Consider the following 26,404-nt stretch of genomic DNA (forward strand, 5'->3'; position numbering starts at 1 on the left):
GTGTTGTGACTGACTGATAGATAGAAAGGAAAGCCGATCGATGCCCCAGGTGGATCCCGAACTCTTCGACCGTGGCCAGTTCCAGGCCGAGCTGGCATTGAAGGCAAGCCCTATCGCGGCCTTCAAGAAGGCCATCCGCCAAGCCCGCGAGGTGCTGGATGCGCGCTTTCGCAGCGGCCGGGATATCCGCCGCCTGATCGAAGACCGCGCCTGGTTCGTCGATAACATCCTGCAAAAGGCCTGGGAGCAGTTCAACTGGAGTTTCGACGTCGATATCGCCCTGGTGGCGGTCGGCGGCTACGGCCGTGGTGAACTGCACCCCTACTCCGATATCGACCTGCTGATCCTGCTGGACGATGCCGATCACGAGACCTTTCGCGATTCCATCGAGCGCTTTCTGACGTTGCTGTGGGACATCGGCCTGGAAGTCGGCCAGAGCGTACGCTCGGTGGACGAATGCGCCGAAGAGGCCCGTGCCGACCTGACGGTGGTCACCAACCTGATGGAAAGCCGCACCATCTGCGGCCCCGAGCGCCTGCGCCAGCGCATGCTCGAAGTCACCAGCACCGCACACATGTGGCCGAGCAAGGAGTTCTTCCTGGCCAAGCGCGCCGAGCAAAAAGCCCGGCACCACAAGTACAACGACACCGAATACAACCTGGAACCCAACGTCAAAGGCTCACCGGGCGGGCTGCGGGATATCCAGACAATTTTGTGGGTGGCGCGCCGCCAATACGGCACGCTGAACCTGCGCGCCCTGGCCGGCGAAGGCTTCCTGGTGGAGAGCGAAAACACTCTGCTGGCTTCGTCCCAGGAGTTCCTGTGGAAGGTGCGCTACGCCCTGCACATGCTGGCCGGGCGCTCCGAAGACCGCCTGCTGTTCGATCACCAGCGCTCTATCGCCACCCTGCTGGGCTTTGAGGGCGAAGACGCGAAGACCAGCATCGAAAGCTTCATGCAGCAGTACTACAGGGTGGTCATGAGCATTGCCCAGCTCAGCGACTTGATCATCCAGCATTTCGAAGAAGTGATCCTGGCCCCCGAAGACGAAGCACCGCCGCAGCCGATCAATGCGCGCTTCCAACTGCACGACGGTTATATCGAAGCACGCAACGACAACGTGTTCCGCCGCACGCCGTTCGCCATGCTGGAAATCTTCGTGTTGATGGCGCAGCAGCCGGAAATCAAAGGCGTGCGCGCCGATACCATCCGCCTGCTGCGGGAAAACCGTCACCTGATCGACGACGACTTTCGCAACGATATTCGCAATACCAGCCTGTTTATCGAGCTGTTCAAGTGCCGCATCGGCATCCACCGCAACCTGCGGCGCATGAACCGTTACGGCATTCTCGGGCGCTACCTGCCGGAGTTCGGTTTTATCGTCGGGCAGATGCAACACGACCTGTTCCACATCTACACCGTCGATGCCCACACCCTGAACCTGATCAAACATCTGCGTAAGTTGCAGTACACCCAGGTATCAGAGAAATTCCCGCTGGCCAGTAAGCTGATGGCCAAGCTGCCCAAGCCCGAGCTGATTTACCTCGCCGGCTTGTACCACGACATCGGCAAGGGCCGGCATGGCGACCACTCGGAGATCGGCGCGGTGGATGCCGAAGCCTTCTGCCAGCGCCACCAACTGCCGTTGTGGGACAGCCGCCTGATTGTCTGGCTGGTGCAGAACCACCTGGTGATGTCGACCACGGCCCAGCGCAAGGACTTGTCCGACCCACAGGTGATTCACGACTTTGCCGGCATCGTCGGCGATGAGACCCGTCTGGATTACCTGTATGTGCTGACTGTTTCCGACATCAACGCCACCAACCCGACGCTGTGGAACTCCTGGCGCGCCAGCCTGTTGCGCCAACTGTACACCGAGACCAAGCGCGCCCTGCGCCGTGGCCTGGAGAACCCGGTGGACCGCGAAGAGCAGATCCGCCGCACCCAAAGTGCGGCCCTGGATATCCTGGTGCGCGGCGGTAACGACCCGGACGACGTCGAGCAACTCTGGTCGCAACTGGGTGACGATTACTTCCTGCGCCACACCGCCGGCGACGTGGCCTGGCACAGTGACGCAATCCTGCAGCAACCCGCCGATGGTGGCCCGCTGGTCTTGATCAAGGAAACCACCCAGCGCGAATTCGAAGGCGGCACGCAGATCTTCATCTACGCGCCCGACCAGCACGACTTCTTCGCCGTGACCGTGGCGGCCATGGACCAGCTCAACCTGAACATCCATGACGCCCGGGTCATCACCTCCAGCAGCCAGTTCACCCTCGACACCTACATCGTGCTCGACACCGACGGCGACTCGATTGGCGACAACCCGGCGCGCGTGAAAAAGATCCGCGAGGGCCTCACCGAAGCCCTGCGCAACCCCGACGACTACCCCACCATCATCCAGCGCCGGGTGCCGCGCCAGCTCAAGCACTTTGCCTTTGCGCCCCAGGTGACTATTTCCAACGACGCCCAGCGACCAGTGACGGTGCTGGAGCTCAGCGCACCGGATCGCCCAGGGCTGCTGGCGCGTATCGGCGGGATTTTCCTGGAGTTCGATCTGTCGTTGCAGAACGCCAAGATTGCGACCCTGGGGGAGCGCGTGGAAGACGTGTTCTTTATCACCGACGCCGACAACCAGCCACTGTCCGACCCGGAGTTGTGCCTGCGCTTGCAAGCGGCGATCGTGGAGCAATTGAGCGTGAGCCAGGAACCCGGTGTCGAGCTGACCCGACTGACCATTTGAATTCTTAACTTTGTGAACAGGAGCCCTGTGGGAGCTGGCTTGCCTGCGATGCAGACACCTTGGTCCGTCAGGTAGACCGCAGTGATGCCATCGCAGGCAAGCCAGCTCCCACAGGTTCCGTGCTCACCGTGATAGAGGCTTATATGAACAACGCCCTTAACCAGTTGCAGCCCTACCCCTTCGAGAAACTGCGCGCCCTGCTCGGCAGCGTGACGCCGAACCCGGACAAACGCCCCATCGCCCTGTCCATCGGCGAGCCCAAGCACACCTCACCGGCCTTCGTTGCCGAGGCCTTGAGCCATAACCTCGATCAAATGGCGGTGTACCCCACCACCTTGGGCATTCCGGCGCTGCGCGAAGCCATCGGCGCCTGGTGCGAACGCCGCTTCAACGTGCCCAAGGGCTGGCTGGACCCGGCGCGCAACATCTTGCCGGTCAACGGTACGCGCGAGGCGCTGTTTGCCTTCACCCAGACCGTGGTCAACCGTGGCGACGACGCGCTGGTGGTAAGCCCCAACCCGTTCTACCAGATCTACGAAGGCGCCGCGTTCCTGGCCGGGGCCAAGCCGCACTACCTGCCATGCCTGGATAGCAACGGCTTCAACCCGGACTTCGATGCCGTCTCCCCCGACATCTGGAAACGTTGCCAGATCCTGTTCCTGTGCTCCCCCGGCAACCCGACTGGCGCACTGATCCCGGTCGACACCCTGAAAAAACTCATCGCCCTGGCCGACCAATACGATTTCGTCATCGCTGCCGACGAGTGCTACAGCGAGCTGTACTTCGACGAGCAAACCCCGCCACCAGGCCTGCTCAGCGCCTGCGTCGAGCTGGGCCGCGAGGACTTCAAGCGTTGCGTGGTATTCCACAGCCTGTCCAAGCGCTCCAACCTGCCAGGCCTGCGCTCAGGCTTTGTGGCCGGCGACGCCGAGATCCTCAAGGCCTTTTTGCTGTACCGCACCTACCACGGCTGCGCGATGCCAGTGCAAACCCAGCTTGCAAGCATTGCGGCCTGGCAGGACGAGGCCCACGTACTGGCCAACCGTGACCTGTACCGCGAGAAGTTCGATGCGGTGCTGGCGATCCTCAAGCCGGTGCTGGACGTGCAAAGCCCGGATGGGGGCTTTTACCTGTGGCCGAATGTGCAAGGCGACGACGCTGCCTTCTGCCGCGATTTGTTCGTGCAAGAGCATGTGACAGTGGTGCCGGGCTCTTACCTATCGCGGGAAGTGGACGGCTTCAACCCTGGCGCGGGGCGTGTGCGCCTGGCGTTGGTGGCGCCGTTGGCGGAATGTGTGGAAGCGGCTGAGCGGATTCGCAACTTTATCCAGCGCAAGCCATAAACATTTTAAATTCCGCACTGTGCAAGGCAGTGCGGTTTCCTTTGCCTATGGAACCAATCCCCCCTCGCTTTCCACTACTTGACACAATCCCATGAGTAGAGCGTATGAGCATAACTGCCCCCGGGTCGACCACTCACTCTTTCTATCCGCCTCACATTAATAACGATACTTCGGCTTCCGAACGTACAAGCAGAACCAAAAGGGGTATAGCGGACACAAGTAAGCGATGGCCTGACGGCATTGTTACCGTCGCACTGGATCTGAAAGACCAAAAAAGCAAAGCACTGGTAGTCGATGCGCTCAGGGAGTGGGCCCATCACACTCCCGGACTGCAATTCAGAGTCGTGGACGGTAAAGAAGGCGATATTCGAATCAGCGACGACGAAGGTTTCAATGGAAACTGGTCAGCGATTGGTACCGACGCTAAGAAAATACCGCTGCACGAACCAACGATGCACTTGAACAGGAGCGACGACTCAAAAGGATTTCGTCGAACAGCCTTGCATGAAATCGGGCATGCCTTGGGTCTTGAGCATGAACACCAGCATCCGGAACATGATATCAACTGGAAAGAAAGCTCTGTATATAAAGCCTTTGAGCAAGACGACAACTGGGATGAAGAGGATGTTTATAACAACCTGTTCAAACTGCCTACCGGAAACGACCTGCTGATCACGAGCTACGACAGACGATCCATCATGCACTACCCTATACATCCAAGCGCAACTAAGGATAGCAGAGGCGTTCCGGCCAATGATTCACTCTCAGAGGGGGACAAAGAAATCATTCGCAAGCTTTATACCCCCAAAAGATTCGGAGGCTAATGCTCCGGATTCAGCGTGATAAACGCAGAACCACCCATTATCCAGGTTTCATCGTGCCTAAATTCGCCTCGCTCATATCCAACTCCGCCAACACCTCCCTCAACACGTCATCACCAATCTGGTGATGACGGCTCAAGCTATACAACTCCAACCGCTGAGCACGCAGGGCCTTGAGCCGCAACTTGCGCTCCAACTGGTCCATTTGCAGCGCCAGCGCCTGGGCTTCGGCCGAATCATTGAACACGTCCAACTGGTGACGATACTCCGCCATCAGCCGCGCCTTGAGCTCGGTGGCCAGTGCCGCTTGAGCGGCGTCCGGTGTTTCAGCTTCGGCGGGTTCTTGAGCCTCCAGTGCGTGAATCGCCGCCACCGCGGTCTTCTTCCAGGCCTCGCGCACTTCGTTGTGGCGCTTTTCATCCGGGCCTTTTTCGACGCCACGCAGCAGTAACGGCAGGGCGATGCAGGCAGCGACCAGCGACAGCAGGATCACCCCGGCAGCGATAAAGATCAGCAGGTCACGCTCAGGAAAATCCTGGCCCGGCGCCAGCAGCAAGGGCACCGACATCACACCGGCCAACGTCACCGCTCCGCGTACACCGCCGACGGTCAACAGCCAGCAGGAACGGGCCGTCGGCACCAGGGTCAGCGCGCTTTTGCCACGCAGCCGGCGCAGCAACCCCGACAGCCGCCAGATGCTCTGCACCCAGATAAAGCGCAGTACCACCAGCACCAGGAAGATCGCCACCACGTCCAGGCAGCGATACATCAAGGTGGGCCACAGTGTGGTTTCATGGCTGACCACGGCCTTGATGATGTCTGGCAGTTGCAGGCCCAGCAGCAGGAAGATCAAACCGTTGAAGGCAAACTCCAGCAACGACCACACGCTGCGGTTGAGCAGGCGCGTGCTGGTCTGGCGCGGCAGCAGGTCGAGCCAGCTTTGCATCATGCCCGCCGCCACCGCCGAGAGAATGCCGGACGCGCCCAGGCGTTCAGCCAGTACGTACGCAGCAAAGGGCAGCAGCAACATGAACACCACATGAGTGGCCGGGTCATCCCAGCCGCGCGCGATCATCCAGGCGCGCAGGCGGCCGACCAGCCAGCTCAACGCCACCCCGATCGCCAGCCCGCCCACTGCCACCAGCACAAACGTCAGGCTGGCATCTGCCAGGGAAAAGACCCCGGTCAACGCTGCGGCCAGGGCGAATTTGAAGGTCACCAGGCCAGATGCGTCATTCATCAAGGCTTCGCCTTGGAGCATGTGCATCAGCGGCTTGGGCAAACGGTTCTGGGAAATGGCCGACACCGCCACGGCGTCCGTCGGTGACAAAACCGCGGCCAGGGCGAAAGCCACCGGTAACGGGATGGTTGGCAATAACCAATTGATGAAATAGCCGGCGCCCACCACGGTGAACAGCACCAGCCCCACCGCCAATGTCAGGATCGGGCCACGCAGGCGCCACAACTCGCGCTTGGGCATGCGCCAACCATCGGAAAACAGCAGCGGCGGCAGGAATAGAAACAGGAACAGCTCCGGGTCCAGCGCCACGTGCAGCCCTAACGTGGGCCAGGCCAGCAAGGCGCCGGCGGCGATCTGCACCAGGGGCAACGGCAGTGGGATGACGCGCCCGACGAGGCGCGAAAGGCTGACCAGCATCAGCAGGATAAGGACGGTGTAGGCGGTTTGCATAACGCGGGTTTCCCGGACAATCGACTTGCAACGACACATCAGGCAACAACTGGCCGTTGAAGTGCCATATTACCTGGCTATGTTACTCGCCTAGGCTGCGCACCGGCTTTTGCACAAAAGTCGCACGCTGTTGACGAGCGGCGCCGAAACCCGCCGGTCGTGGCATAATCCGCGATCTTTCATTTTTCATGCGTCCAAAGGGGGGCAATTCCTTGACTGCTTCAAGCAAAACCTTGCACCTTTTCGGCATTAAAGCCTGCGACACCATGAAAAAGGCGCGCACCTGGCTCGATGAGCACGGGGTGAGCTATGAGTTCCATGACTACAAAACGGCCGGTATCGACCGCGAACACTTGACCCAATGGTGCAACGAGCACGGTTGGCAGGTGGTTTTGAACCGTGCGGGCACCACCTTTCGCAAACTCGAAGACGAACGCAAAGCCGATCTCGATCAGTCGAAAGCCATTGAACTGATGCTCGCACAACCCTCGATGATCAAGCGCCCGGTGCTCGATCTCGGTCACAGAACCCTGATTGGCTTCAAGCCAGATAGTTATTCGGCGGCCCTCAAGTAGGCCAGCCTTCCATTTTTGTAGAGGTAACAGCATGTCCAATTCCCTGTTCAGCCTGGGCTTCGGCGTCGGCACTCAGAACCGCCAAGGTGCTTGGCTGGAAGTGTTTTACGCACAACCCTTGCTCAACCCATCGGCTGAAATCGTTGCCGCCATCGCACCGATCCTCGGTTACACCGAAGGCAACCAGGCGATCACCTTCACCGTGAGCCAGGCCCTGCAACTGGCCGACGCACTCAAAGGCGTCGATGCCGCCCAGGCCGCCCTGCTCAGCCGCCTGGCAGAAAGCCACACGCCGCTGGTCGCGACCCTGCTGGCCGAAGACGCCGCACTGACGTCCACGCCTGAGGCCTACCTCAAGCTGCACCTGCTGTCCCATCGCCTGGTCAAGCCTCACGGCCTGAGCCTGGCCGGTGTGTTCCCGCAGTTGCCGAACGTGGCCTGGACCAGCCAGGGCGCCATCGACATCAATGAGCTGGCCGAGCGCCAACTGGAAGCGCGCCTGCGTGGCGACCTGCTGGAAGTGTTCTCGGTGGACAAGTTCCCGAAAATGACCGACTACGTCGTACCGGCCGGCGTGCGTATCGCTGACGCGGCACGTATCCGCCTGGGCGCCTACGTAGGCGAAGGCACCACCGTGATGCACGAAGGTTTCGTCAACTTCAACGCCGGCACCGAAGGCCCGGGCATGATCGAAGGCCGCGTATCGGCGGGCGTATTCGTCGGCAAGGGCTCGGACCTGGGCGGCGGTTGCTCCACCATGGGCACCCTGTCGGGCGGCGGCAATATCGTGATCAAGGTCGGCGAAGGCTGCCTGATCGGCGCCAACGCCGGTACCGGTATCCCATTGGGCGACCGCAACACCGTGGAGTCGGGCCTGTACATCACCGCCGGCACCAAGGTTGCCCTGCTGGATGAGCAGAACCAACTGGTCAAGGTGGTCAAGGCACGCGAGTTGGCTGGCCAGCCAGACCTGCTGTTCCGTCGTAACTCCGTAACCGGTGCCGTGGAGTGCAAAACCCACAAATCGGCCATCGAACTGAACGAAGCGCTGCACGCTCACAACTAAGCAGCCACTCGATGCCACTAGCGGGCCGCATCTTCGGGGCGGCTCGCTTATACGAGTCTTGATCACCATGCTTGTGCCCTCCCCCTGGCGCGCCGACTTCCCGGCCATCGCCACCCTGCAACGGCAGGACCAGACCTATCTGGACAGCGCCGCCACCACGCAAAAACCTCAAGCCCTGCTGGATGCCATCAGTCATTACTACGCCAATGGCGCAGCCAATGTGCACCGTGCCCAGCATTTGCCCGGGGCCCATGCGACCCAGGCCTTTGAAGACAGCCGCAGCAAGGTCGCGCAGTGGTTGAACGCAGGTGACAGCGGGCAGGTCGTGTTTACCCACGGCGCCACCTCTGCGCTGAACCTCCTGGCCTATGGCCTGGAGCACTTATTCAATGCGGGCGATGAGATTGCCATCAGCGCCCTGGAACACCACGCCAACCTGTTGCCCTGGCAGCAATTGGCCAAACGCCGCGCACTCACGCTGGTGGTCTTGCCCCTGGGCGATGACGGCGTGATCGACCTGGACGCCGCCGCCAGCTTGATTGGCCCACGCACGCGCCTGCTGGCGGTGAGCCAGTTGTCCAACGTGCTCGGTGCCTGGCAGCCGCTGCAAGCCTTGCTGATGCTGGCCCAGGCATACGGCGCCCTCACGGTGGTGGACGGCGCCCAAGGCATCGTCCATGGCCGCCATGATGTGCAGGCCCTGGGCTGCGACTTCTACGTGTTTTCCAGCCACAAACTCTACGGCCCGGACGGCGTCGGCGTGCTGTATGGCCGTAATGAAGCCCTGCATCACCTGCGCCACTGGCAGTTTGGCGGCGAGATGGTGCAACAGGCGGACTATCACAGCGCCAGCTTTCGCCCCGCGCCGCTGGGTTTCGAGGCCGGCACTCCACCGATTGCCAGCGTGATAGGCCTGGGCGCGAGCCTGGATTACCTGAGTTCGCTGGATGCTTCGGCGGTGCTCGCCCACGAAGCCGCCCTGCATGACTACCTACTGCGTGGGCTCAAGGCACGCAATGGCGTGCGCGTGCTGGGCTCGCCGCAAGTGGCGCTGGTGAGTTTTGTGGTGGAGGGCGTGCACAACGCCGACCTCGCCCACCTGCTGACCGAGCAAGGCATTGCCGTGCGTGCCGGTCATCACTGCGCAATGCCGCTGTTGAAGGCGATGAATCTGTCAGGCGCAATCCGCGTCTCCCTGGCGCTCTACAACGATTCCGACGACCTGGAGCGCTTTTTTGAAGCGCTGGACCAGGCGCTGGACATGCTGCGATGAGCTTGCCGCTGGAGGCACAAGCCGCGCTGGAAGCTTTCCAGGCCGTAGGCAGTTGGGAACAGCGCGCGCGGATGCTGATGCAATGGGGGGAACGCTTGCCCGCTCTGGCTGATGACGAAAAGATCGACGCTAATCGGGTGCAAGGTTGCGAAAGCCTGGTGTGGCTGGTGGGGCGTTTGCAGGACGGCCACTGGCAGTTTGCTGCGAGCAGCGAGGCGCGGATGATTCGTGGGTTGGTGGCGTTGCTGCTGGCGCGGGTCAATGGGCTGTCGGCTGATCAATTGCAAGCGGTTGACCTGCCTGACTGGTTCAATCAACTGGGCTTGTCGCGCCAGTTATCGCCGTCGCGCAGCAACGGTTTGAATGCCGTACTGCAACGCATGCGAGACCTGACGCGTACATAGAAATAATGTGTGGCTTGCCTGGGATGGCCATAGGTAACCGACGGTAACCACGATGCGAAGCGAGCCGCTCTTGATCTTGATCTGCTTTTGATCTTGATCTCAGGCGCCCCGTTAAACCACGCTGGCCGAACGCAGGCTTGAATTCGTGGGTAACCCGGCAGGACGCCGGGTTAGCCGCCCCGCGCCATGGATGGCGCGTGGCGGCGGCCCACGGATTCAAGCCTGCGTTCGGGCACACCGAGCCTAAGCGAGGTGCCGAGTGGTGGGGCAAGAGCCCTTTGGTTACTTTGGGGCTCTTTTCCAAAGTGACCCGCTGTCAGAGCGGAACCCTAAGTAGCCGTTACCGCAGCAATGGATATGTACACAATCCAACTGTGTTGACTGCCAAGCCGCCTTCGCGAGCAAGCCCGCTCCCACATTGAGATCGTGGGGTGTCAGGTAGATTGCCGTCGGCTGGCAGGGCTTCATCGCAGGCAAGCCAGCTCCCACATTTGGATCGAGGTGCGTCAGTGAGATCAGCGTCGGCTGTCAGGCCGTCACGGGAGCAAGCTCCCACAGTTTGAATCTCTGTCGGGTGGTGAGATCTAGGTGGGCTTGATGCGCTCTGAGGGACGGCGCACCCCCGCCACAATCTTATCCACCGCCTTGGTGGCCGCTACCATGCCGAACGTGGCCGTGACCATCATCACCGCGCCAAACCCTCCGGCGCAGTCCAGCTTCACGCCATCGCCGACAAAACTCTTCTGCAAACAGATGCTGCCATCAGGCTTGGGATAGCGCAGTTGCTCGGTGGAAAACACGCACGGCACGCTGTAATGGCGGGTCACAGTGCGCGAAAAGCCATAATCGCGGCGCAAGGTAGAGCGCACTTTCGAGGCCAGCGGGTCATTGAACGTGCGGTTCAGGTCGCACACCTGGATCAGCGTGGGGTCAATCTGCCCACCGGCGCCGCCGGTGGTGATGATCTGGATCTTGCGGCGCTTGCACCAGGCAATCAGCGCCGCCTTGGCGTTGACCGCGTCGATGCAGTCGATCACACAGTCGATCGTCGGAGTGATGTACTCGGCCATGGTATCGCGGGTAACGAAGTCTGCCACCGCGTGCACGGTGCAATCGGGATTGATACCGCGCAGGCGTTCGGCCATCACTTCGACCTTGGGCTTGCCCACGGTGCTGTCCAGGGCATGCAATTGGCGGTTGCTGTTGCTGACGCAGACATCGTCCAGGTCAAACAGCGAAATCTCGCCCACCCCGCAGCGGGCAATCGCTTCCGCCGCCCAGGAACCTACGCCGCCGACGCCGACAATCGCCACATGGGCCGCTTTCAAGCGTTCCAGGCCCTCAAGGCCGTACAAGCGGGCGACGCCTGCAAACCGCGGATCTTCTGTACTCATCATCATTACCCCAAAAACCGGCGCGCATTATAGGGCTACGCCGCGACAAGTTCGACGCTTGCAGCTACAAGTAAAGAACTTAGGCGGACTTTCGCAGACTAACGTCCGGCTTTTCTCTGTCTGCTGTACGCTCAGGGAAGGGCCGGTGTAGGATGCGCGCCGTTCGGCGTAGGCCGACACCTCTTTCGTTCCGCACCCTTTGGAACCCGACATAACCATGGCATCGCGTAAATTTGGACTCAACCTGGTGGTGGTGCTGGCAATTGCCGCGCTGTTCACCGGTTTCTGGGCGCTGATCAACCGCCCGGTCACCGCTCCCAACTGGCCCGATCAGATCTCCGGTTTTTCCTACTCGCCGTTCCAGCAGGGCCAGTATCCGCAGAAAGACCAGTACCCTACCGACGAACAGATGCGTCAGGACCTTGCGATCATGAGCAAGCTGACGGACAACATCCGTACCTACTCGGTGGACGGCCCCCTGGGGGATATTCCCAAGCTGGCCGAAGAGTTCGGCCTGCGCGTGACCCTGGGGATCTGGATCAGCCCGGACTTGGAACGTAACGAGCGGGAGATCCAGCGCGCTATCGAGATCGCCAACACCTCGCGCAGTGTCGTACGCGTAGTGGTGGGTAACGAAGCGTTGTTTCGGGAAGAAATCACCCCTGAAGCCCTGATCGTGCTGCTCGACCGTGTGCGCGCCGCCGTGAAAGTGCCGGTGACCACCTCCGAGCAATGGCACATCTGGGAAAAGAACCCGCAACTGGCCAAGCACGTCGACCTGATCGCCGCGCACATCCTGCCGTTCTGGGAATACATCCCGATGGACAAGGCCGGCCAGTACGTCCTCGACCGCGCCAAGGATTTGAAGAAAGCCTTCCCGAAAAAGCCACTGCTGCTGTCGGAAGTGGGCTGGCCGAGTAATGGCCGTATGCGCGGTGGCAATGAATCATCGCCGGCAGACCAGGCCATTTACCTGCGTACGCTGGTGAACAAGCTCAACCGCCAGGGTTACAACTACTTCGTGATCGAAGCCTTCGACCAGCCGTGGAAGGTCAGCGACGAAGGCTCGGCGGGCGCGTATTGGGGCGTGTTCAACGCCGCGCGCCAGCAGAAATTCAACTTTGATGGCCCGGTGGTGGCGATTCCGCAATGGCGGGTACTGGCCATCGGTTCGGTGGTGCTTGCGCTGCTGTCCCTGACCCTGTTGATGATCGACGGCTCGGCCCTGCGCCAGCGTGGCCGTACCTTCCTGACCTTTATTGCGTTCCTTTGCGGGTCGGTGCTGGTGTGGATCGGCTACGACTATAGCCAGCAATACAGCACCTGGTTCAGCGTGACCGTTGGCGTGTTGCTCGCGCTCGGCGCCCTGGGTGTGTTTATCGTGTTGCTGACCGAAGCCCACGAACTGGCAGAAGCGGTGTGGACCCACAAGCGCCGACGTGAATTCCTGCCCGTGGAAGGCGACTCGGACTACCGTCCAAAAGTGTCGATCCATGTGCCGTGCTACAACGAGCCACCGGAAATGGTCAAACAGACCCTCGACGCCCTGGCCGCCCTCGATTATCCGGACTACGAAGTCCTGATCATCGACAACAACACCAAGGACCCGGCGGTGTGGGAGCCTGTGCGCGACTACTGCGAAACCCTGGGCCCGCGCTTCAAGTTCTTCCACGTCGCGCCCCTGGCCGGTTTCAAGGGCGGCGCGCTGAACTACCTGATCCCGCACACCGCCAAGGATGCCGAAGTGATTGCGGTGATCGACTCGGACTACTGCGTGTCGCCCAACTGGCTCAAGCACATGGTGCCGCACTTCGCCGACCCGAAAATCGCCGTGGTGCAGTCGCCCCAGGATTACCGCGACCAGAACGAAAGCACCTTCAAGAAGCTCTGCTACGCCGAATACAAAGGCTTCTTCCATATCGGCATGGTCACCCGTAACGACCGCGACGCGATCATCCAGCACGGCACCATGACCATGACCCGCCGCTCGGTGCTCGAAGAGCTGGGCTGGGCCGACTGGTGCATCTGTGAAGACGCCGAGCTGGGCCTGCGCGTGTTCGAAAAAGGCTTGTCGGCGGCGTACTACCACGACAGCTACGGCAAAGGTTTGATGCCGGATACCTTTATCGACTTCAAGAAACAGCGTTTCCGTTGGGCCTATGGCGCGATCCAGATCATCAAGCGCCACACCGCCAGCCTGATACGTGGCAAAGACACCGAGTTGACCCGTGGCCAGCGCTACCACTTCCTCGCCGGCTGGTTGCCGTGGGTGGCCGATGGCATGAACATCTTCTTTACCGTCGGCGCCCTGTTGTGGTCCGCAGCGATGATTATCGTGCCGACCCGAGTCGACCCACCGTTGCTGATTTTCGCGATCCCGCCGTTGGCGTTGTTTGTGTTCAAAGTCGGCAAAATCATCTTCCTCTACCGTCGTGCGGTAGGCGTGAACTTGAAAGATGCGTTCTGCGCGGCGCTGGCCGGGTTGGCGTTGTCCCACACCATCGCCAAGGCGGTGTTGTACGGCTTCTTCACCAGCAGTATTCCGTTCTTTCGTACACCGAAAAACGCGGATAACCACGGCTTCTGGGTGGCGATTTCCGAAGCCCGCGAAGAAATGTTCATCATGCTACTGCTGTGGGGCGCGGCGCTGGGGATCTACCTGGTGCAAGGCCTGCCGAGCAACGACATGCGCTTCTGGGTGGTGATGTTGCTGGTGCAGTCGCTGCCGTATGTGGCGGCGCTGATCATGGCGTTCTTGTCGTCACTGCCCAAACCTTCGGCGGCGCCCGAGGCGGCACCGGCGGCGTAAAAAGTGACGCAATGCACTAAACGGCGGCCCTTGGCCGCCGTTTTGCTATAAGATAACGGCCCTTTTGCGTGCCTTACACCCATCACTGTAGGAGCGAGCTTGCTCGCGAAAATCGTTAACGATGACGCGGGCATCCTGAATGCACGCGGTGCCTTTGAGTTTTTCGCGAGCAAGCTCGCTCCTACAGTTAGAACATCGCCGCCTCGATTTCCGGAGTTCCCCCATGACGGCCCATGCCGACCTTTCGCCGACCCTTCAACTTGCCATCGACCTGATCCGTCGCCCGTCGGTCACGCCGGTCGATGCCGATTGCCAGAAGCTGATGATGCAGCGCCTGGGCGACGCCGGTTTTGCGCTTGAACCGATGCGCATCTTCGACGTGGACAATTTCTGGGCCACCCATGGCAAGCATGAAGGTCCGGTGCTGTGCTTTGCCGGTCACACCGACGTGGTGCCGACCGGCCCGGTGCAGGCCTGGCAGAACGACCCGTTCGACGCGCTGATCGATGAAAACGGCATGCTCTGCGGCCGTGGCGCGGCCGACATGAAAGGCAGCCTGGCGGCGATGCTGGTGGCAGCGGAACGTTTCGTCACGGACTACCCGGACCACAAGGGTTCGGTCGCCTTCCTGATCACCAGCGACGAAGAAGGCCCGGCGCACCATGGCACCAAGGCCGTGATCGAACGCCTGGCCGCACGCAAGGAGCGCCTGGACTGGTGCATCGTCGGCGAGCCGTCGAGCACCAGCCTGGTGGGTGACGTGGTCAAGAACGGGCGCCGTGGCTCCCTCGGTGCCACCTTGACCGTGCGCGGTGTACAAGGCCACGTGGCTTACCCGCACCTGGCGAAGAACCCGATCCACCTGGCCGCACCGGCCCTGGCCGAACTCGCCGCCGAACATTGGGATGACGGCAACACCTTCTTTCCGCCGACCAGCTTCCAGATTTCCAACCTCAACTCCGGTACCGGCGCCACCAACGTGATCCCGGGTGACCTGACGGCGGTGTTCAACTTCCGTTTTTCCACCGAGTCCACCGTCGAGGGCCTGCAGCAACGGGTCGCGGCCATTCTCGACAAGCATGGCCTGGACTGGCATGTGGAGTGGGCGCTGTCGGGCCTGCCGTTCCTCACCGAGCCGGGCGCTCTGCTCGATGCGGTGTCGGCCAGCATTCTGGCGATCACCGGGCGTGAGACCAAGGCATCCACCAGCGGCGGCACCTCCGATGGGCGCTTCATTGCGACGCTGGGCACCCAGGTGGTCGAACTGGGGCCGGTCAACGCGACGATCCACCAGGTCAACGAACGCATCCTGGCCAGCGACCTCGATGTGCTGACCGAAATCTACTACCAGACCCTGATCAAGTTGCTCGCCTGATGCTTGCCTGCCCCATTTGCAGCGCACCGCTCAATACCGTGGACAATGGCGTGGCGTGCCCGGCCGGGCACCGCTTCGACCGCGCACGCCAGGGTTACCTGAACCTGTTGCCGGTGCAGCACAAGAACAGCCGCGACCCGGGCGACAACCTGGCCATGGTCGAGGCGCGCCGCGACTTCCTCAACGCCGGGCACTATGCGCCAGTGGCCAAGCGCCTGGCCGAACTGGCCGCCGAGCGCGCACCGCAGCGCTGGGTGGACATTGGCTGTGGCGAGGGTTACTACACCGCGCAAATCGCCCAGGCCCTGCCCAATGCCGATGGCTACGCGCTGGATATCTCCAAAGAGGCGGTCAAGCGCGCGTGCAAACGCAACCCGGCGCTGACCTGGTTGATCGCCAGCATGGCCCGCGTGCCATTGGCCGACGCCAGCTGCCAGTTCCTCGCCAGCGTGTTCAGCCCGTTGGACTGGCAAGAGGCCAAGCGCCTGCTCAGCCCCGGCGGCGGCTTGATGAAAGTCGGCCCCACCCGCGGCCACTTGATGGAGCTGCGCGAGCGCCTGTACGACGAAGTGCGTGAATACACCGATGACAAACACCTGGCCCTGGTGCCGGATGGCATGCATCTGGCGCACAGTGAAACCCTGGAATTCACCCTGAGCCTGGCCGAACCCAAGGACCGCGCCAACCTGCTGGCGATGACGCCCCACGGCTGGCGGGCCAGTGCCGAGCGCCGCCACGAGGTGATCGAGGCGGCTGAGCCGCTGCAGGTCACGGTGTCGATGCGCTACGATTATTTCGTGCTTCAATGACCGATTTTTACCCATCCGCGAATGGATTTTCGAATCCCGCAACGAGGAACATCCATGCGCCAACCCGATATTGAGATTTACCTGAAGGACGCCGACGTCGATCACAAGGCCATCGCCGCCTGGCTGGGCGCCGCCCTGGGCCCGTGCACCGACTGGGTCCAGAAAGGCCAGACCTACAAGTGCAAGGCCGGCAGCGTGCCGGTGACCTGGCTGCCCAAGGCGGTGGGCAAATGGAACAGCCTGTACCTTGAAAGCGACCAGACCCCGTGGGACGACGACATCGCCTGCGCCCGCGCCGCGTTTGCCGCGCTGAATGTTGAAGTGCGCTGCGCGCCGGGCACCTGGGTTGAAGAAGAGGGTGAAGAAAGCGCTGATCGCTGGATTCGCATCAGCGCAGACGGTGAAGAAGAGATCACGTGGAAAACCGCCTGACAGCGGATTGCTAACCCAATCAATGTGGGAGCTGGCTTGCCTGCGATGCAGACACCTTGGTCTATCAGTCAGACCACAGTGATGCCTTCGCAGGCAAGCCAGCTCCCACAGTTGATTGGGTTAGCAAAACAAAGTGGTTACAGGCCCACCACATCCTCCGCCTGCAAGCCCTTCTCGCCGGTAACCACGGCGTACTCCACCTGCTGGCCCTCGGCCAACGAGCGGTGGCCTTCACCGCGAATGGCGCGGTAGTGCACAAACACATCCTTGCCATCTTCACGCTGGATAAAGCCGTAGCCCTTTGCATCGTTGAACCACTTCACATTGCCGGTTTCACGCGTTGTCATCTGTTCACTCCCACTGGTTTTTTTATTGTTGAGTCGCTCGCATTGAACTGCCGAGTATAAGACAGGCTCAAAAACCATCAACTCAACTTTACATCGCTGCTTTTTTGCCGATTTTCGGCGAATACGGCACACTACCCGCCCGAGCGCCTGCTCGGTTTTTTCCACTTGAAGCAGTTCGCCTATGACCCGCTCCCCGTTCCGCCGTCTGGTGTTTGGCACCTTGCGCCGACTGTTGTACCTCTGGGTTCGCTCAGAGACGATCAACCAGTCGTCCCTCACCCTTAACCTGGACCGCAGCCGGCCGGTTTTCTACGTCCTGCAATCACCTTCCCTCACCGAGTTGGCGGTGGTCGATGCAGAGTGCACCAAGGCTGGACTGCCGCGCCCGGTGCTGCCGGTATCGGTGGGGCCGTTGATGGAGCCCGCGGCGTTCTTCTACCTCACGCCAGACCCGGATTGGCTCGGCCGCCAAGACAAGCGCGGCGCGCCCCCAACTCTGACGCGCTTGGTCAACACCCTCACCGAACACGCCGAAGAGAATGCACAAATCATTCCGGTCAGCGTGTTCTGGGGCCAATCCCCCGAAAGCGAGTCCAGCCCGTGGAAGTTGTTATTCGCCGACAGCTGGGCGGTCACTGGGCGTCTACGCCGGCTGTTGAGCATCCTGATCCTGGGGCGCAAGACCCGCGTGCAATTCTCCGCGCCTATCAACCTGCGTGAATTGATCGAGCACAATAAAGGCCACGAACGTACCGTGCGCATGGCCCAGCGCATCCTGCGTGTGCACTTTCGTAACCTGAAGACGGCGGTGATCGGCCCCGACCTGTCCCACCGGCGTAATCTGGTCAAGGGCCTGGTCAACATGCCGCTGGTGCGCCAAGCCATTGCGGATGAAGCCGAACGCGAAAAGATCGCCCCGGAAAAAGCCAAGGCGCTGGCCCTGCGCTATGGCAACGAAATTGCCTCGGACTACACCTACACCGCGATCCGCTTCCTGGAAGTGGTATTGAGCTGGTTCTGGAACAAGATCTACGACGGCATCAAGGTCAATAACATCGAAGGCGTGCAACAGGTGGCCCAGGGCTACGAGGTGATCTACGTGCCTTGCCACCGCAGCCACATCGACTACCTGCTGCTGTCCTACCTGCTGTTCAAGAACGGCCTGACCCCGCCGCACATCGCCGCCGGCATCAACCTCAACATGCCGGTGATCGGCAGCCTGCTGCGCCGTGGCGGTGCGTTTTTCATGCGCCGCACTTTCAAGGGCAACCCGCTGTACACCTCGGTGTTCAACGAATACCTGCATACCCTGTTTACCAAGGGCTTCCCGGTGGAGTACTTCGTCGAAGGCGGCCGCTCGCGCACCGGGCGCATGCTGCAACCGAAAACCGGCATGCTGGCGATCACCCTACGCAGCTTCCTGCGCTCCTCGCGCATGCCCATCGTGTTCGTACCGGTGTATATCGGTTATGAGCGCGTGCTTGAAGGCCGCACTTACCTGGGCGAACTGCGTGGCGCGAGCAAAAAGAAAGAGTCGATCTTCGACATCTTCAAAGTGGTCGGCGCGCTCAAGCAACGCTTCGGCCAAGTGGCAGTCAACTTCGGCGAGCCGATCAAACTGGCAGAATTCCTCGACGCCGAACAACCGGACTGGCGCGCCCAGGAACTGGGGCCGAACTACAAACCGGCCTGGCTCAACGAGACCACCAATCGCCTCGGCGAACAGGTGGCGCGCCACTTGAACGAAGCCGCTGCGGTGAACCCGGTGAACCTGGTGGCGCTGGCGCTGCTATCTACCACCCGCCTGGCCCTGGATGAACAAGCCATGGCCCGCCAGTTGGACCTGTACCTGGCGCTGTTGCGCCGCGTGCCCTACTCGCCCCACACCACCCTGCCGGAAGGCGATGGCCTGGCGCTGATCAAGCACGTCAAGGACATGAACCTGTTGTCGGAGCAGAGCGATGCCCTGGGCAAAATCGTTTATCTGGATGAGCAGAATGCCGTCCTGATGACCTACTACCGCAACAACGTGCTGCACATCTTCGCCCTGCCGGCCTTGCTGGCGAGCTTCTTCCAGAGCAGTTCGCGCATGAGCCGCGAGCAGATCCTGCGCTACACCCACGCGCTTTACCCCTACCTGCAATCGGAGCTGTTTATCCGTTGGTCGCTGGAAGACTTGGACAGCGTGGTCGACCAATGGCTGGACGCGTTCGTTGAACAAGGCCTGCTGCGCTTCGAAAACGCCGTGTACCTGCGCCCGGCGCCGAGTTCGCGGCACTTTGTGCTGCTGACGCTGCTGTCCAAGAGCATCGCCCAGACCCTGCAACGCTTCTACATGGCGATCTCGTTGCTGCTCAACAGCGGCCAGAACAGTATCAGCGCCGAAGAGCTGGAAGACCTGTGCACGATCATGGCCCAGCGCCTGTCGATCCTGCACGGCCTCAACGCTCCGGAATTCTTCGACAAGAGTCTTTTCCGACATTTTATTCAGACGTTGCTGGAGCAAGATGTTCTGCGCCGCGATGAAGCCGGCAAGCTGGGTTATCACGACCTGCTCGGCGAACTGGCCGAGGGCGCGGCCAAACGTGTATTGCCGGCGGATATTCGCCTGTCGATCCGCCAGGTAGCCTTGCACCGCGTGGACGGCATAGCCGAGGCCGCCGAACCGATTGCCGTCAACCCTGAAGAAAACCGCTAGATTGAATGAGGCGCCGGGCGGATTCCGGCGCCGTTGAAAAGGAGCCGTACCGTGAAAAAACTCATCCTCCTGGGTCTGACCGCCCTGCTTGGAGCCTGCCAATCGATGGCTCCAACCCCTAAGGCAAGCCTGGACGGCGAAGTGTTCTACCTGCAACGCATCGCCCTGCCGCCAGCCGCCACTTTGAGCGTCAGCCTGCAGGACGTGTCCCTGATGGACGCCCCGGCCGTGACCCTCGCCGAACAGAAAGGCCCGGTCAAAGGCCAGGTGCCACTGCCGTTTCACCTGAGCTACGACCCTGCCCAGGTCAAACCGGGCCACACCTATTCGGTCAGCGCTCGCATCGAGCTGGACGGCAAGCTACTGTTTATCACCACCGAGCGGCACACCGTGCAGCTTAATGGCCAGGACCCACAACCGCTGCGCCTGCGGGTGGATGCGGCCGCACACTGATCATTCCCACGTCATAAGGAAGCGCTCATGCTCCGCAAATCTCTTCGCCTCACCGCCCTGTGTGCTGGCTTACTGTTCGGCGCCAACGCCGTGGCCCTGGATTTGGGCAGCCTGTCCCAGGGCGACGCCAGCGGCGGCCTCAAGGATGCCTTGACCCAAGGCGCACAGATTGCTGTGAAACAACTCGGAACACCCGGTGGTTTCAGCAACAACCCGGACGTGAAGATCGGCCTGCCAGGCAAGCTCGGTAAGGTCGCCGACAAGCTGAAAATGTTCGGCATGGGTGACCAGGTCACGCAGCTGGAAACCAGCATGAACAAAGCCGCAGAAACCGCCGTGACCCAGGCCCAGCCGATCCTGGTCAACGCCGTGAAGAACATGAGCGTGACCGACGCCAAGGGCATTCTCAGCGGCGGCCAGGACTCTGCCACCCAGTACCTGAACAAAAGCAGCCGTGAAGAAATTCGCGCCAAGTTCCTGCCCATCGTCAAGGCAGCCACCGATAAGGTCGGGGTAGCCCAGCAGTACAACGCCCTGGCCGGCAAGGCCGCGGCCTTTGGCGCGGTGGATGCCAAGAGCGCCAACGTTGAGAACTACGTGACCGAGCAAGCGCTGGATGGCTTGTTCAAGATGATTGCGCAGCAGGAAGAAACCATTCGCAAGAATCCGGCGGCGGCAGCCACCAGCTTGGCCAAGAAGGTGTTTGGGGCGCTTTAAGCCCCTCGACTGAACGTACGCGGCAAACACTCTGCGGATGCAGAGTGTTTGCAATGGCTGAATATCAAAAATCAGCTCATTCAACGTCCGATTTGCGTATTGGTATTGGCGTTGCTATTGGCGTTGGCGTTGGCGTTGTTAATCGTAATATTACCGGGCGGCTGGGGACGATCGTATTTGAGCGATTTGAGCGCGTCTGAAAGCTCACGACGACTGACGGAGTCATTGTGTGAATGTTTGGCGCAAGCGCCGCCCATCTGACCGCCGCCCAGCATCATGCCGATCCCAGAGTAAAAGTTACCCAATGCTTGTAGGAGCATATCTATTTCGCCTCTATTAACGTTCTGGAAACGTTATCCAGGTGATAAAAACCACCGGATAACGTACCTGCGAACAGGTAACTCTCTGTGGTGAGCCTGAAAAAAAGGTTCCCATTGGGCCCACCAAAAAACAGTCACAGATTTACTCCACGTCCTTCCTGATCCTGAACCAAGCCGCGTACAACGCCGGCAAGAACAACAACGTCAACGCCGTTGCCACAATCAACCCGCCCATGATCGCCACGGCCATGGGCCCAAAGAACACACTGCGTGACAACGGAATCATCGCCAGTACTGCCGCTAGCGCCGTCAGCACAATCGGGCGAAAGCGTCGGACCGTGGCTTCGATAATTGCCTGCCAGGGTGCCAGGCCGGCCTTGATGTCTTGCTCGATCTGGTCCACCAGGATCACCGAGTTACGCATGATCATTCCCGATAGCGCGATGGTGCCGAGCATGGCGACAAACCCGAAGGGTTGGCGAAATACCAGCAGGAACAAGGTCACGCCGATCAGCCCCAACGGCGCGGTGAGAAAGACCATCGCCATACGCGAGAAGCTGCGCAGTTGCAGCATCAGCAAGGTCAGCACCACCACGATAAACAGCGGCACGCCGGCCTTCACCGAGTTTTGCCCACGGGCAGAATCTTCCACCGTACCGCCCACTTCCAACAGGTAGCCGTCCGGCAGTTCGGCACGCACCTCGGCAAGCGTCGGCAAGATCTGCTGCACTAGAGTCGCCGGCTGTTCCTTGCCATAGATATCAGCCCGCACGGTCACCGTCGGCAAGCGGTTGCGATGCCAGATAATCCCCTCTTCGAATCCATATTCAAGGGTGGCAATCTGCGACAGCGCCACGCTTTTACCATTGTCGGTGGGCACGGCAAGGCTCGGCAGACGCGACAGTTCACTGCGCTCATGCACGGTGCCGCGCAGGAGGATCTCGATCAATTCGTTGTCCTCACGGTACTGGCTGACGCTGGAACCGGTCAGGGAACTTTGCAAGAATTTCGACAGGTTGGCGGTGCTCACACCCAGGGCACGTGCACGGTCCTGGTCGATATTCAGGTACACGATTTTGCTCGGTTCTTCCCAGTCCAGGTGCACATTGACCACATGGGTGTTTTCGCGAACCTTGGCCGCCACTTTGCGCGCCAGCGCGCGCACCTCTTCGATGTGCTCGCCGGTTACGCGAAACTGCACCGGGTAGCCTACGGGCGGGCCGTTCTCCAGGCGCGTCACGCGCGAGCGCAGCTCGGGGAATTGCTCGTTGAGGGTTTCGATCAGCCAGGTGCGCAGGCTTTCACGCTCCTCGATGGTGTTAGCCAGCACCACGAACTGGGCGAAGCTGGCAGCGGGTAATTGCTGGTCCAGTGGCAGGTAGAACCGCGGCGAACCGGTGCCCGCATAGGCAACATAGTTGTTGATGCCGGCATGCTCCTTGAGCAACGCCTCCAGGCGCTTGACCTGCTCGGCGGTGTTGCTCAGGGAAGCGCCTTCGGCCAGTTTCAGGTCGACCATCAACTCCAGGCGACCGGAAGCCGGGAAGAACTGTTGCGGCACGAAGCGAAACAGCGCAACCGAGCCGACAAACAGCAGCAAGGTCAGCACAATCACTGTTTTACGCCGCCGCACGCACCACTCCACCAACCGTCTTACACGCTGGTAGAAGGGTGTGCCGTAAGGGTCCGGGCCGTCGGTGCCGTGTTTGGCGGCGTGAATCTTCGCCAGGTCGGGCAGGAGTTTTTCCCCCAGGTACGGCACAAACACCACGGCCGCCACCCAGGAGGCCAGCAGAGCGATGGTCACGACCTGGAAGATCGAGCGGGTGTATTCGCCGGTGCTCGATTGCGCGGTGGCAATCGGCAAGAAGCCCGCGGCCGTGATCAGGGTGCCGGTGAGCATGGGGAATGCGGTGCTGGTCCAGGCGAAACTCGCGGCTTTGAGGCGGTCGTAGCCCTGCTCCATTTTGATCGCCATCATTTCCACGGCGATGATCGCGTCATCCACCAGCAAGCCCAAAGCCAGGACCAAGGCGCCAAGGGAAATCTTGTGCAGGCCGATGCCCAGGTAATACATGGTGGCAAAGGTCATCGCCAGTACCAGCGGGATCGCCAGGGCGACGACCATGCCAGTACGCACGCCGAGGGAGAAAAAGCTCACCAGCAAAACAATCGCCAACGCTTCAGCCAGCACCTGGACGAATTCACCGACGCTGGTCTTTACCGCTGCCGGCTGATCCGACACTTTGCGCAGTTCCATACCGGCAGGAAGGTTCTTTTGCAGGCGTGCGAATTCAGCCTCAAGTGCCTTGCCCAGTACGAGGATGTCGCCACCGTCGCGCATGGCCACGGCCAAGCCGATGGCATCGGCGCCCATGTAACGCATGCGCGGTGCTGGTGGGTCGTTGAAGCCTCGGTGAATGTCAGCGACGTCACCGATGCGAAAGGTGCGATCACCCACGCGGATCGGAAAGTTGCGGATCTCCTCCACCGTCTTGAAGTTGCCTGAAACGCGCAGCTGCACGCGCTCGGTGGGGGTTTCAAAGAAGCCGGCGGTGGACACCGCATTTTGTTCCTGCAAGGCCTGCTGTACCGCGGCCAAAGGCAAGCCGAGGGTGGCGAGCTTGAGGTTCGACAGCTCGATCCAGATCTTCTCATCCTGCAAGCCGAGCAGCTCGACCTTGCCTACATCCGGCACCCGTTGCAGCTGGATCTGGATACGGTCGGCGTAGTCCTTGAGCACTGCATAGTCAAAGCCGTCGCCAGTCAGGGCGTAGATATTGCCGAAGGTGGTGCCGAACTCGTCGTTGAAAAACGGCCCCTGGATATCCGGCGGCAAGGTGTGGCGAATGTCGCTGATTTTCTTGCGCACCTGGTACCACAGCTCGGGAATCTGCGCCGAACGCATCGAATCCCGGGCAATAAAGGTGACCTGGGATTCACCGGGCCGCGAGAACGACACGATGCGCTCGTACTCACCGGTCTCCATGAGTTTTTTCTCGATGCGTTCGGTGACCTGGCGCGAAACCTCCTGGGCCGTGGCCCCGGGCCAGTTGGTCTTGATCACCATGGCCTTGAAGGTAAACGGCGGGTCTTCGCTTTGCCCCAGCTTGGTGTAGGACAAGGTGCCAACCACGGCCAGCAGGATCATCAGGAACAGTACGATCTGGCGATTACGCAACGCCCATTCGGAAAGATTGAAACCCATGGGGACTACTCCTTGGCCGCCAGATTCACTACACGGTTGGAGCGATCCACCGGACGCACTGACTGGCCCTCATGGAGCACATGCACGCCTGCGGCCACCACCCAATCGATGGCGGCCAAGCCTTCGAGTACCGGCACGGTGTTTTCGCCAAACGCACCAATGCGTACAGGGGTGCGTTCAAGGGTGTTGTCCGGTTTTACACGCCAAACGTAGGACGCACCGTTCTCGGCACTCAGGGCAGACAGCGGTACCGATAGGGGAATGACACCGTCGGCCTGGATGAACACCCGCGCGCTTTGGCCCAGTTCGGCGGGCACTTTGCCGCCGGTGAAGGCTACGCGCGCGGCGAAGGTGCGAGACTTGGGGTCGGCGGCAGGAGAGAGTTCACGAATGCGCCCGGCGAAGCGTTGCTCTGGCTGGCTCCACAACTCCACCGACACCGGCTGGCCGATCTTGAAGCGGCCAAAGCCCTGCTCGGGCAGGCTGATCAACACTTCGCGCTCGCCATCGGTGGCCAGGGTGAACACCGTCTGGCCAGCGGAGACCACTTGCCCCACCTCTACGGCACGCTTGGCGACCACACCGTCCTGAGGCGCACGCAGCACGGCGTAGCCGGCCTGATTGCTCGACACATCGAACTCGGCCTTGATCTGCTTCAGGCGTGCTTCACCGGCTCGGTAGAGGTTTTCGGAATTGTCGTACTGCGACCGACTGACCATCTGACGGTCCATCAAGGTCTTGTAGCGATCCCGCTCCGCACGTACCAGGCTCAGATTGGCCTCGGCGGCGGCCACTTGGGCACGGGTGGCTTCCAATTGCAGACGCACGTCCTGGGGGTCGAGTTCGGCCAGCGGCTGGTTGGCCTTGACCCGCTCGCCTTCCTCCACCAGGCGCTTGCTGACTTTGCCGCCGATGCGAAAGGCCAGGTCCGGCTCATACCGGGCACGCACCTCACCTGGGTAGCTGTCCATCGCCTGCGCCGAAGGCTGCGGTTGCACCACCATGGCCGGGCGCACGGTGGTCTGAGCCGCGTCTTCATGGCCGCAAGCGGCCAACAGGAAGATCAGGCTGACAGGCAAAGCAAGGGGCAGGAAAGCGCTGCGCATGCTGAAGGACCTTTCGCAAATAGAGCTTGGAATAATTATACTGGCCGGTATGTTATTAATACCAAACTCACCAGTCCAGTATTAAAGGTGAAAATGTCCGACAATCCTCTGAACACCGCAAGCCCCGGGCGTCCCAAGGACATGGCAAAACGCCAGGCAATCCTCGAATCGGCAAAATCGCTGTTCCTGGACAAGGGCTATGCAAACACCAGCATGGACGCCGTTGCCCTGGCGGCCGGCGTATCGAAACTCACGGTCTACAGCCACTTCACCGACAAAGAGACGCTGTTCACCGCTGCGGTGGTGGCCAAATGCGAAGAGCAATTGCCGGTGATGTACTTCGAGCTGCCCGTAGGCATGCCCGTCGAGACGGTGCTGCTTAACATCGCCCGCGGCTTTCATCGACTGATCAACAGCGAAGAGTCGGTAAACCTGCATCGCCTGATGATGACCACCGGTAATCAGGACGTGAAACTCTCCCAGATCTTCTTCGATGCCGGCCCCATGCGCATGCTGCAAGGCATGGAGCGCCTGCTCGGCAAGATTGACCAGAGCGGCGCCTTGAGTATCGACACACCGTTGAAGGCCGCCGAACACTTCTTTTGCTTGCTCAAGGGCACGGCGAACTTTCGGTTGTTGTACGGGTGTGGAGGGCAATTGAGTGCGCAAGAGGCCGAGGAGCATGTGCAGGACGTGGTGAAGTTGTTTATGCGGGCCTATCGCAGCCAGGGTCCAGAAACACCTAAGTAAGTTGCACCAACCGACAGTAACCACGATGCGAAGCGAGTCGCTCTTGATCTGCTTTTGATCTTAGGCGCCCC

Annotated in this window: 21 protein-coding genes and 1 pseudogene; 16 read left to right on the forward strand and 6 right to left on the reverse strand. The window is 60.8% G+C overall.

What is annotated here, in order from left to right; translation table 11 throughout:
• Positions 1-40 precede the first annotated feature (40 nt).
• From QK296_RS20235 to QK296_RS20245, 3 genes are all read left to right on the forward strand, one after another.
• Positions 41-2,743 (forward strand): [protein-PII] uridylyltransferase, encoded by a 2,703-nt coding sequence (locus QK296_RS20235; RefSeq protein ID WP_282391226.1) that lies wholly within the window; start codon positions 41-43, stop codon positions 2,741-2,743.
• A gap of 143 nt (positions 2,744-2,886) precedes the next feature.
• Positions 2,887-4,086, forward strand: a complete 1,200-nt coding sequence (gene dapC, locus QK296_RS20240; protein WP_003189152.1) for a succinyldiaminopimelate transaminase — start codon at positions 2,887-2,889, stop codon at positions 4,084-4,086.
• Between the two features lie 104 nt (positions 4,087-4,190).
• Positions 4,191-4,910 (forward strand): M12 family metallopeptidase, encoded by a 720-nt coding sequence (locus tag QK296_RS20245; protein WP_003189150.1) that lies wholly within the window; start codon positions 4,191-4,193, stop codon positions 4,908-4,910.
• A 37-nt stretch (positions 4,911-4,947) separates the two neighbouring features.
• On the opposite strand, the gene QK296_RS20250 is transcribed toward QK296_RS20245, so the two are convergent.
• Positions 4,948-6,597 carry a Na+/H+ antiporter gene (locus QK296_RS20250; RefSeq protein ID WP_003189149.1) on the reverse strand — a complete coding sequence of 550 codons (1,650 nt, stop codon included), beginning with the start codon at positions 6,595-6,597 and terminating at the stop codon, positions 4,948-4,950.
• Positions 6,598-6,785: 188 nt separating this feature from the next.
• On the opposite strand from QK296_RS20250, the gene QK296_RS20255 reads away from it, so the two are divergent.
• The 4 genes from QK296_RS20255 (at position 6,786) to QK296_RS20270 (ending at position 9,915) form a co-directional block, all read left to right on the forward strand.
• Complete coding sequence (locus QK296_RS20255) at positions 6,786-7,172, forward strand: ArsC family reductase (RefSeq protein WP_282391227.1); 387 nt, start codon at positions 6,786-6,788, stop codon at positions 7,170-7,172.
• A gap of 31 nt (positions 7,173-7,203) precedes the next feature.
• Positions 7,204-8,238 (forward strand): 2,3,4,5-tetrahydropyridine-2,6-dicarboxylate N-succinyltransferase, encoded by a 1,035-nt coding sequence (dapD, locus tag QK296_RS20260; protein WP_003189146.1) that lies wholly within the window; start codon positions 7,204-7,206, stop codon positions 8,236-8,238.
• A gap of 67 nt (positions 8,239-8,305) precedes the next feature.
• Complete coding sequence (locus tag QK296_RS20265) at positions 8,306-9,511, forward strand: cysteine desulfurase (protein ID WP_094775064.1); 1,206 nt, start codon at positions 8,306-8,308, stop codon at positions 9,509-9,511.
• Positions 9,508-9,915 (forward strand): SufE family protein, encoded by a 408-nt coding sequence (locus QK296_RS20270; RefSeq protein WP_003189144.1) that lies wholly within the window; start codon positions 9,508-9,510, stop codon positions 9,913-9,915. The genes QK296_RS20265 and QK296_RS20270 overlap by 4 nt, the downstream gene beginning before the upstream one ends.
• A gap of 584 nt (positions 9,916-10,499) precedes the next feature.
• On the opposite strand, the gene tcdA is transcribed toward QK296_RS20270, so the two are convergent.
• Entirely contained in the window at positions 10,500-11,315 is an 816-nt protein-coding gene (tcdA, locus tag QK296_RS20275) for a tRNA cyclic N6-threonylcarbamoyladenosine(37) synthase TcdA (RefSeq protein WP_032900443.1), read from the reverse strand.
• 211 nt (positions 11,316-11,526) lie between these two features.
• On the opposite strand from tcdA, the gene QK296_RS20280 reads away from it, so the two are divergent.
• The 5 genes and pseudogenes from QK296_RS20280 to QK296_RS20300 all read left to right on the forward strand — a co-directional run bounded on the left by QK296_RS20280 (position 11,527) and on the right by QK296_RS20300 (position 16,734).
• The gene (locus QK296_RS20280) at positions 11,527-14,118 is read left to right on the forward strand and encodes a glycosyltransferase (RefSeq protein ID WP_094775546.1); all 2,592 of its coding nucleotides are present in this window, start codon (positions 11,527-11,529) and stop codon (positions 14,116-14,118) included.
• Between the two features lie 81 nt (positions 14,119-14,199).
• Positions 14,200-14,307: pseudogene (locus QK296_RS20285) on the forward strand (outer membrane lipoprotein carrier protein LolA); the annotation flags it as partial.
• Positions 14,308-14,341: 34 nt separating this feature from the next.
• The gene (gene dapE, locus QK296_RS20290; protein WP_003189136.1) at positions 14,342-15,493 is read left to right on the forward strand and encodes a succinyl-diaminopimelate desuccinylase; all 1,152 of its coding nucleotides are present in this window, start codon (positions 14,342-14,344) and stop codon (positions 15,491-15,493) included.
• Positions 15,493-16,302, forward strand: a complete 810-nt coding sequence (locus tag QK296_RS20295) for a putative RNA methyltransferase (protein ID WP_034134907.1) — start codon at positions 15,493-15,495, stop codon at positions 16,300-16,302. The genes dapE and QK296_RS20295 overlap by 1 nt, the downstream gene beginning before the upstream one ends.
• Before the next feature lie 54 nt (positions 16,303-16,356).
• Positions 16,357-16,734 (forward strand): hypothetical protein, encoded by a 378-nt coding sequence (locus QK296_RS20300; RefSeq protein WP_034134906.1) that lies wholly within the window; start codon positions 16,357-16,359, stop codon positions 16,732-16,734.
• Between the two features lie 137 nt (positions 16,735-16,871).
• Here QK296_RS20300 and QK296_RS20305 read toward each other — a convergent pair whose 3' ends face one another.
• Positions 16,872-17,081, reverse strand: a complete 210-nt coding sequence (locus QK296_RS20305; RefSeq protein WP_003189131.1) for a cold-shock protein — start codon at positions 17,079-17,081, stop codon at positions 16,872-16,874.
• Positions 17,082-17,262: 181 nt separating this feature from the next.
• On the opposite strand from QK296_RS20305, the gene plsB reads away from it, so the two are divergent.
• From plsB to QK296_RS20320, 3 genes are read left to right on the forward strand one after another with little or no spacing between them, the layout of a single operon-like run.
• Positions 17,263-19,779 (forward strand): glycerol-3-phosphate 1-O-acyltransferase PlsB, encoded by a 2,517-nt coding sequence (gene plsB / locus QK296_RS20310; protein WP_137204992.1) that lies wholly within the window; start codon positions 17,263-17,265, stop codon positions 19,777-19,779.
• A gap of 51 nt (positions 19,780-19,830) precedes the next feature.
• Positions 19,831-20,232: a YbaY family lipoprotein gene (locus QK296_RS20315; RefSeq protein WP_057711538.1), complete on the forward strand. Its 402-nt coding sequence runs from the start codon at positions 19,831-19,833 to the stop codon at positions 20,230-20,232.
• 27 nt (positions 20,233-20,259) lie between these two features.
• Positions 20,260-20,949, forward strand: coding sequence for a DUF4197 domain-containing protein (locus QK296_RS20320; RefSeq protein WP_057711536.1), 690 nt, complete (start codon positions 20,260-20,262; stop codon positions 20,947-20,949).
• Between the two features lie 80 nt (positions 20,950-21,029).
• Here QK296_RS20320 and QK296_RS20325 read toward each other — a convergent pair whose 3' ends face one another.
• The 3 genes from QK296_RS20325 to QK296_RS20335 form a co-directional block, all read right to left on the reverse strand.
• Positions 21,030-21,269: a hypothetical protein gene (locus QK296_RS20325; RefSeq protein ID WP_003189122.1), complete on the reverse strand. Its 240-nt coding sequence runs from the start codon at positions 21,267-21,269 to the stop codon at positions 21,030-21,032.
• Between the two features lie 142 nt (positions 21,270-21,411).
• On the reverse strand, positions 21,412-24,477 hold the full coding sequence (locus QK296_RS20330) for an efflux RND transporter permease subunit (protein WP_057711535.1): 3,066 nt from the start codon (positions 24,475-24,477) through the stop codon (positions 21,412-21,414).
• A 5-nt stretch (positions 24,478-24,482) separates the two neighbouring features.
• Positions 24,483-25,583 carry an efflux RND transporter periplasmic adaptor subunit gene (locus QK296_RS20335; RefSeq protein ID WP_003189118.1) on the reverse strand — a complete coding sequence of 367 codons (1,101 nt, stop codon included), beginning with the start codon at positions 25,581-25,583 and terminating at the stop codon, positions 24,483-24,485.
• 93 nt (positions 25,584-25,676) lie between these two features.
• Here QK296_RS20335 and QK296_RS20340 point away from each other — a divergent pair, with 93 nt between their 5' ends.
• Positions 25,677-26,333, forward strand: a complete 657-nt coding sequence (locus QK296_RS20340; protein WP_120247595.1) for a TetR/AcrR family transcriptional regulator — start codon at positions 25,677-25,679, stop codon at positions 26,331-26,333.
• Positions 26,334-26,404 lie beyond the last annotated feature (71 nt).

Source organism: Pseudomonas sp. AL10 (genome assembly GCF_029960685.1).
GTDB lineage: Bacteria > Pseudomonadota > Gammaproteobacteria > Pseudomonadales > Pseudomonadaceae > Aquipseudomonas > Aquipseudomonas lactis.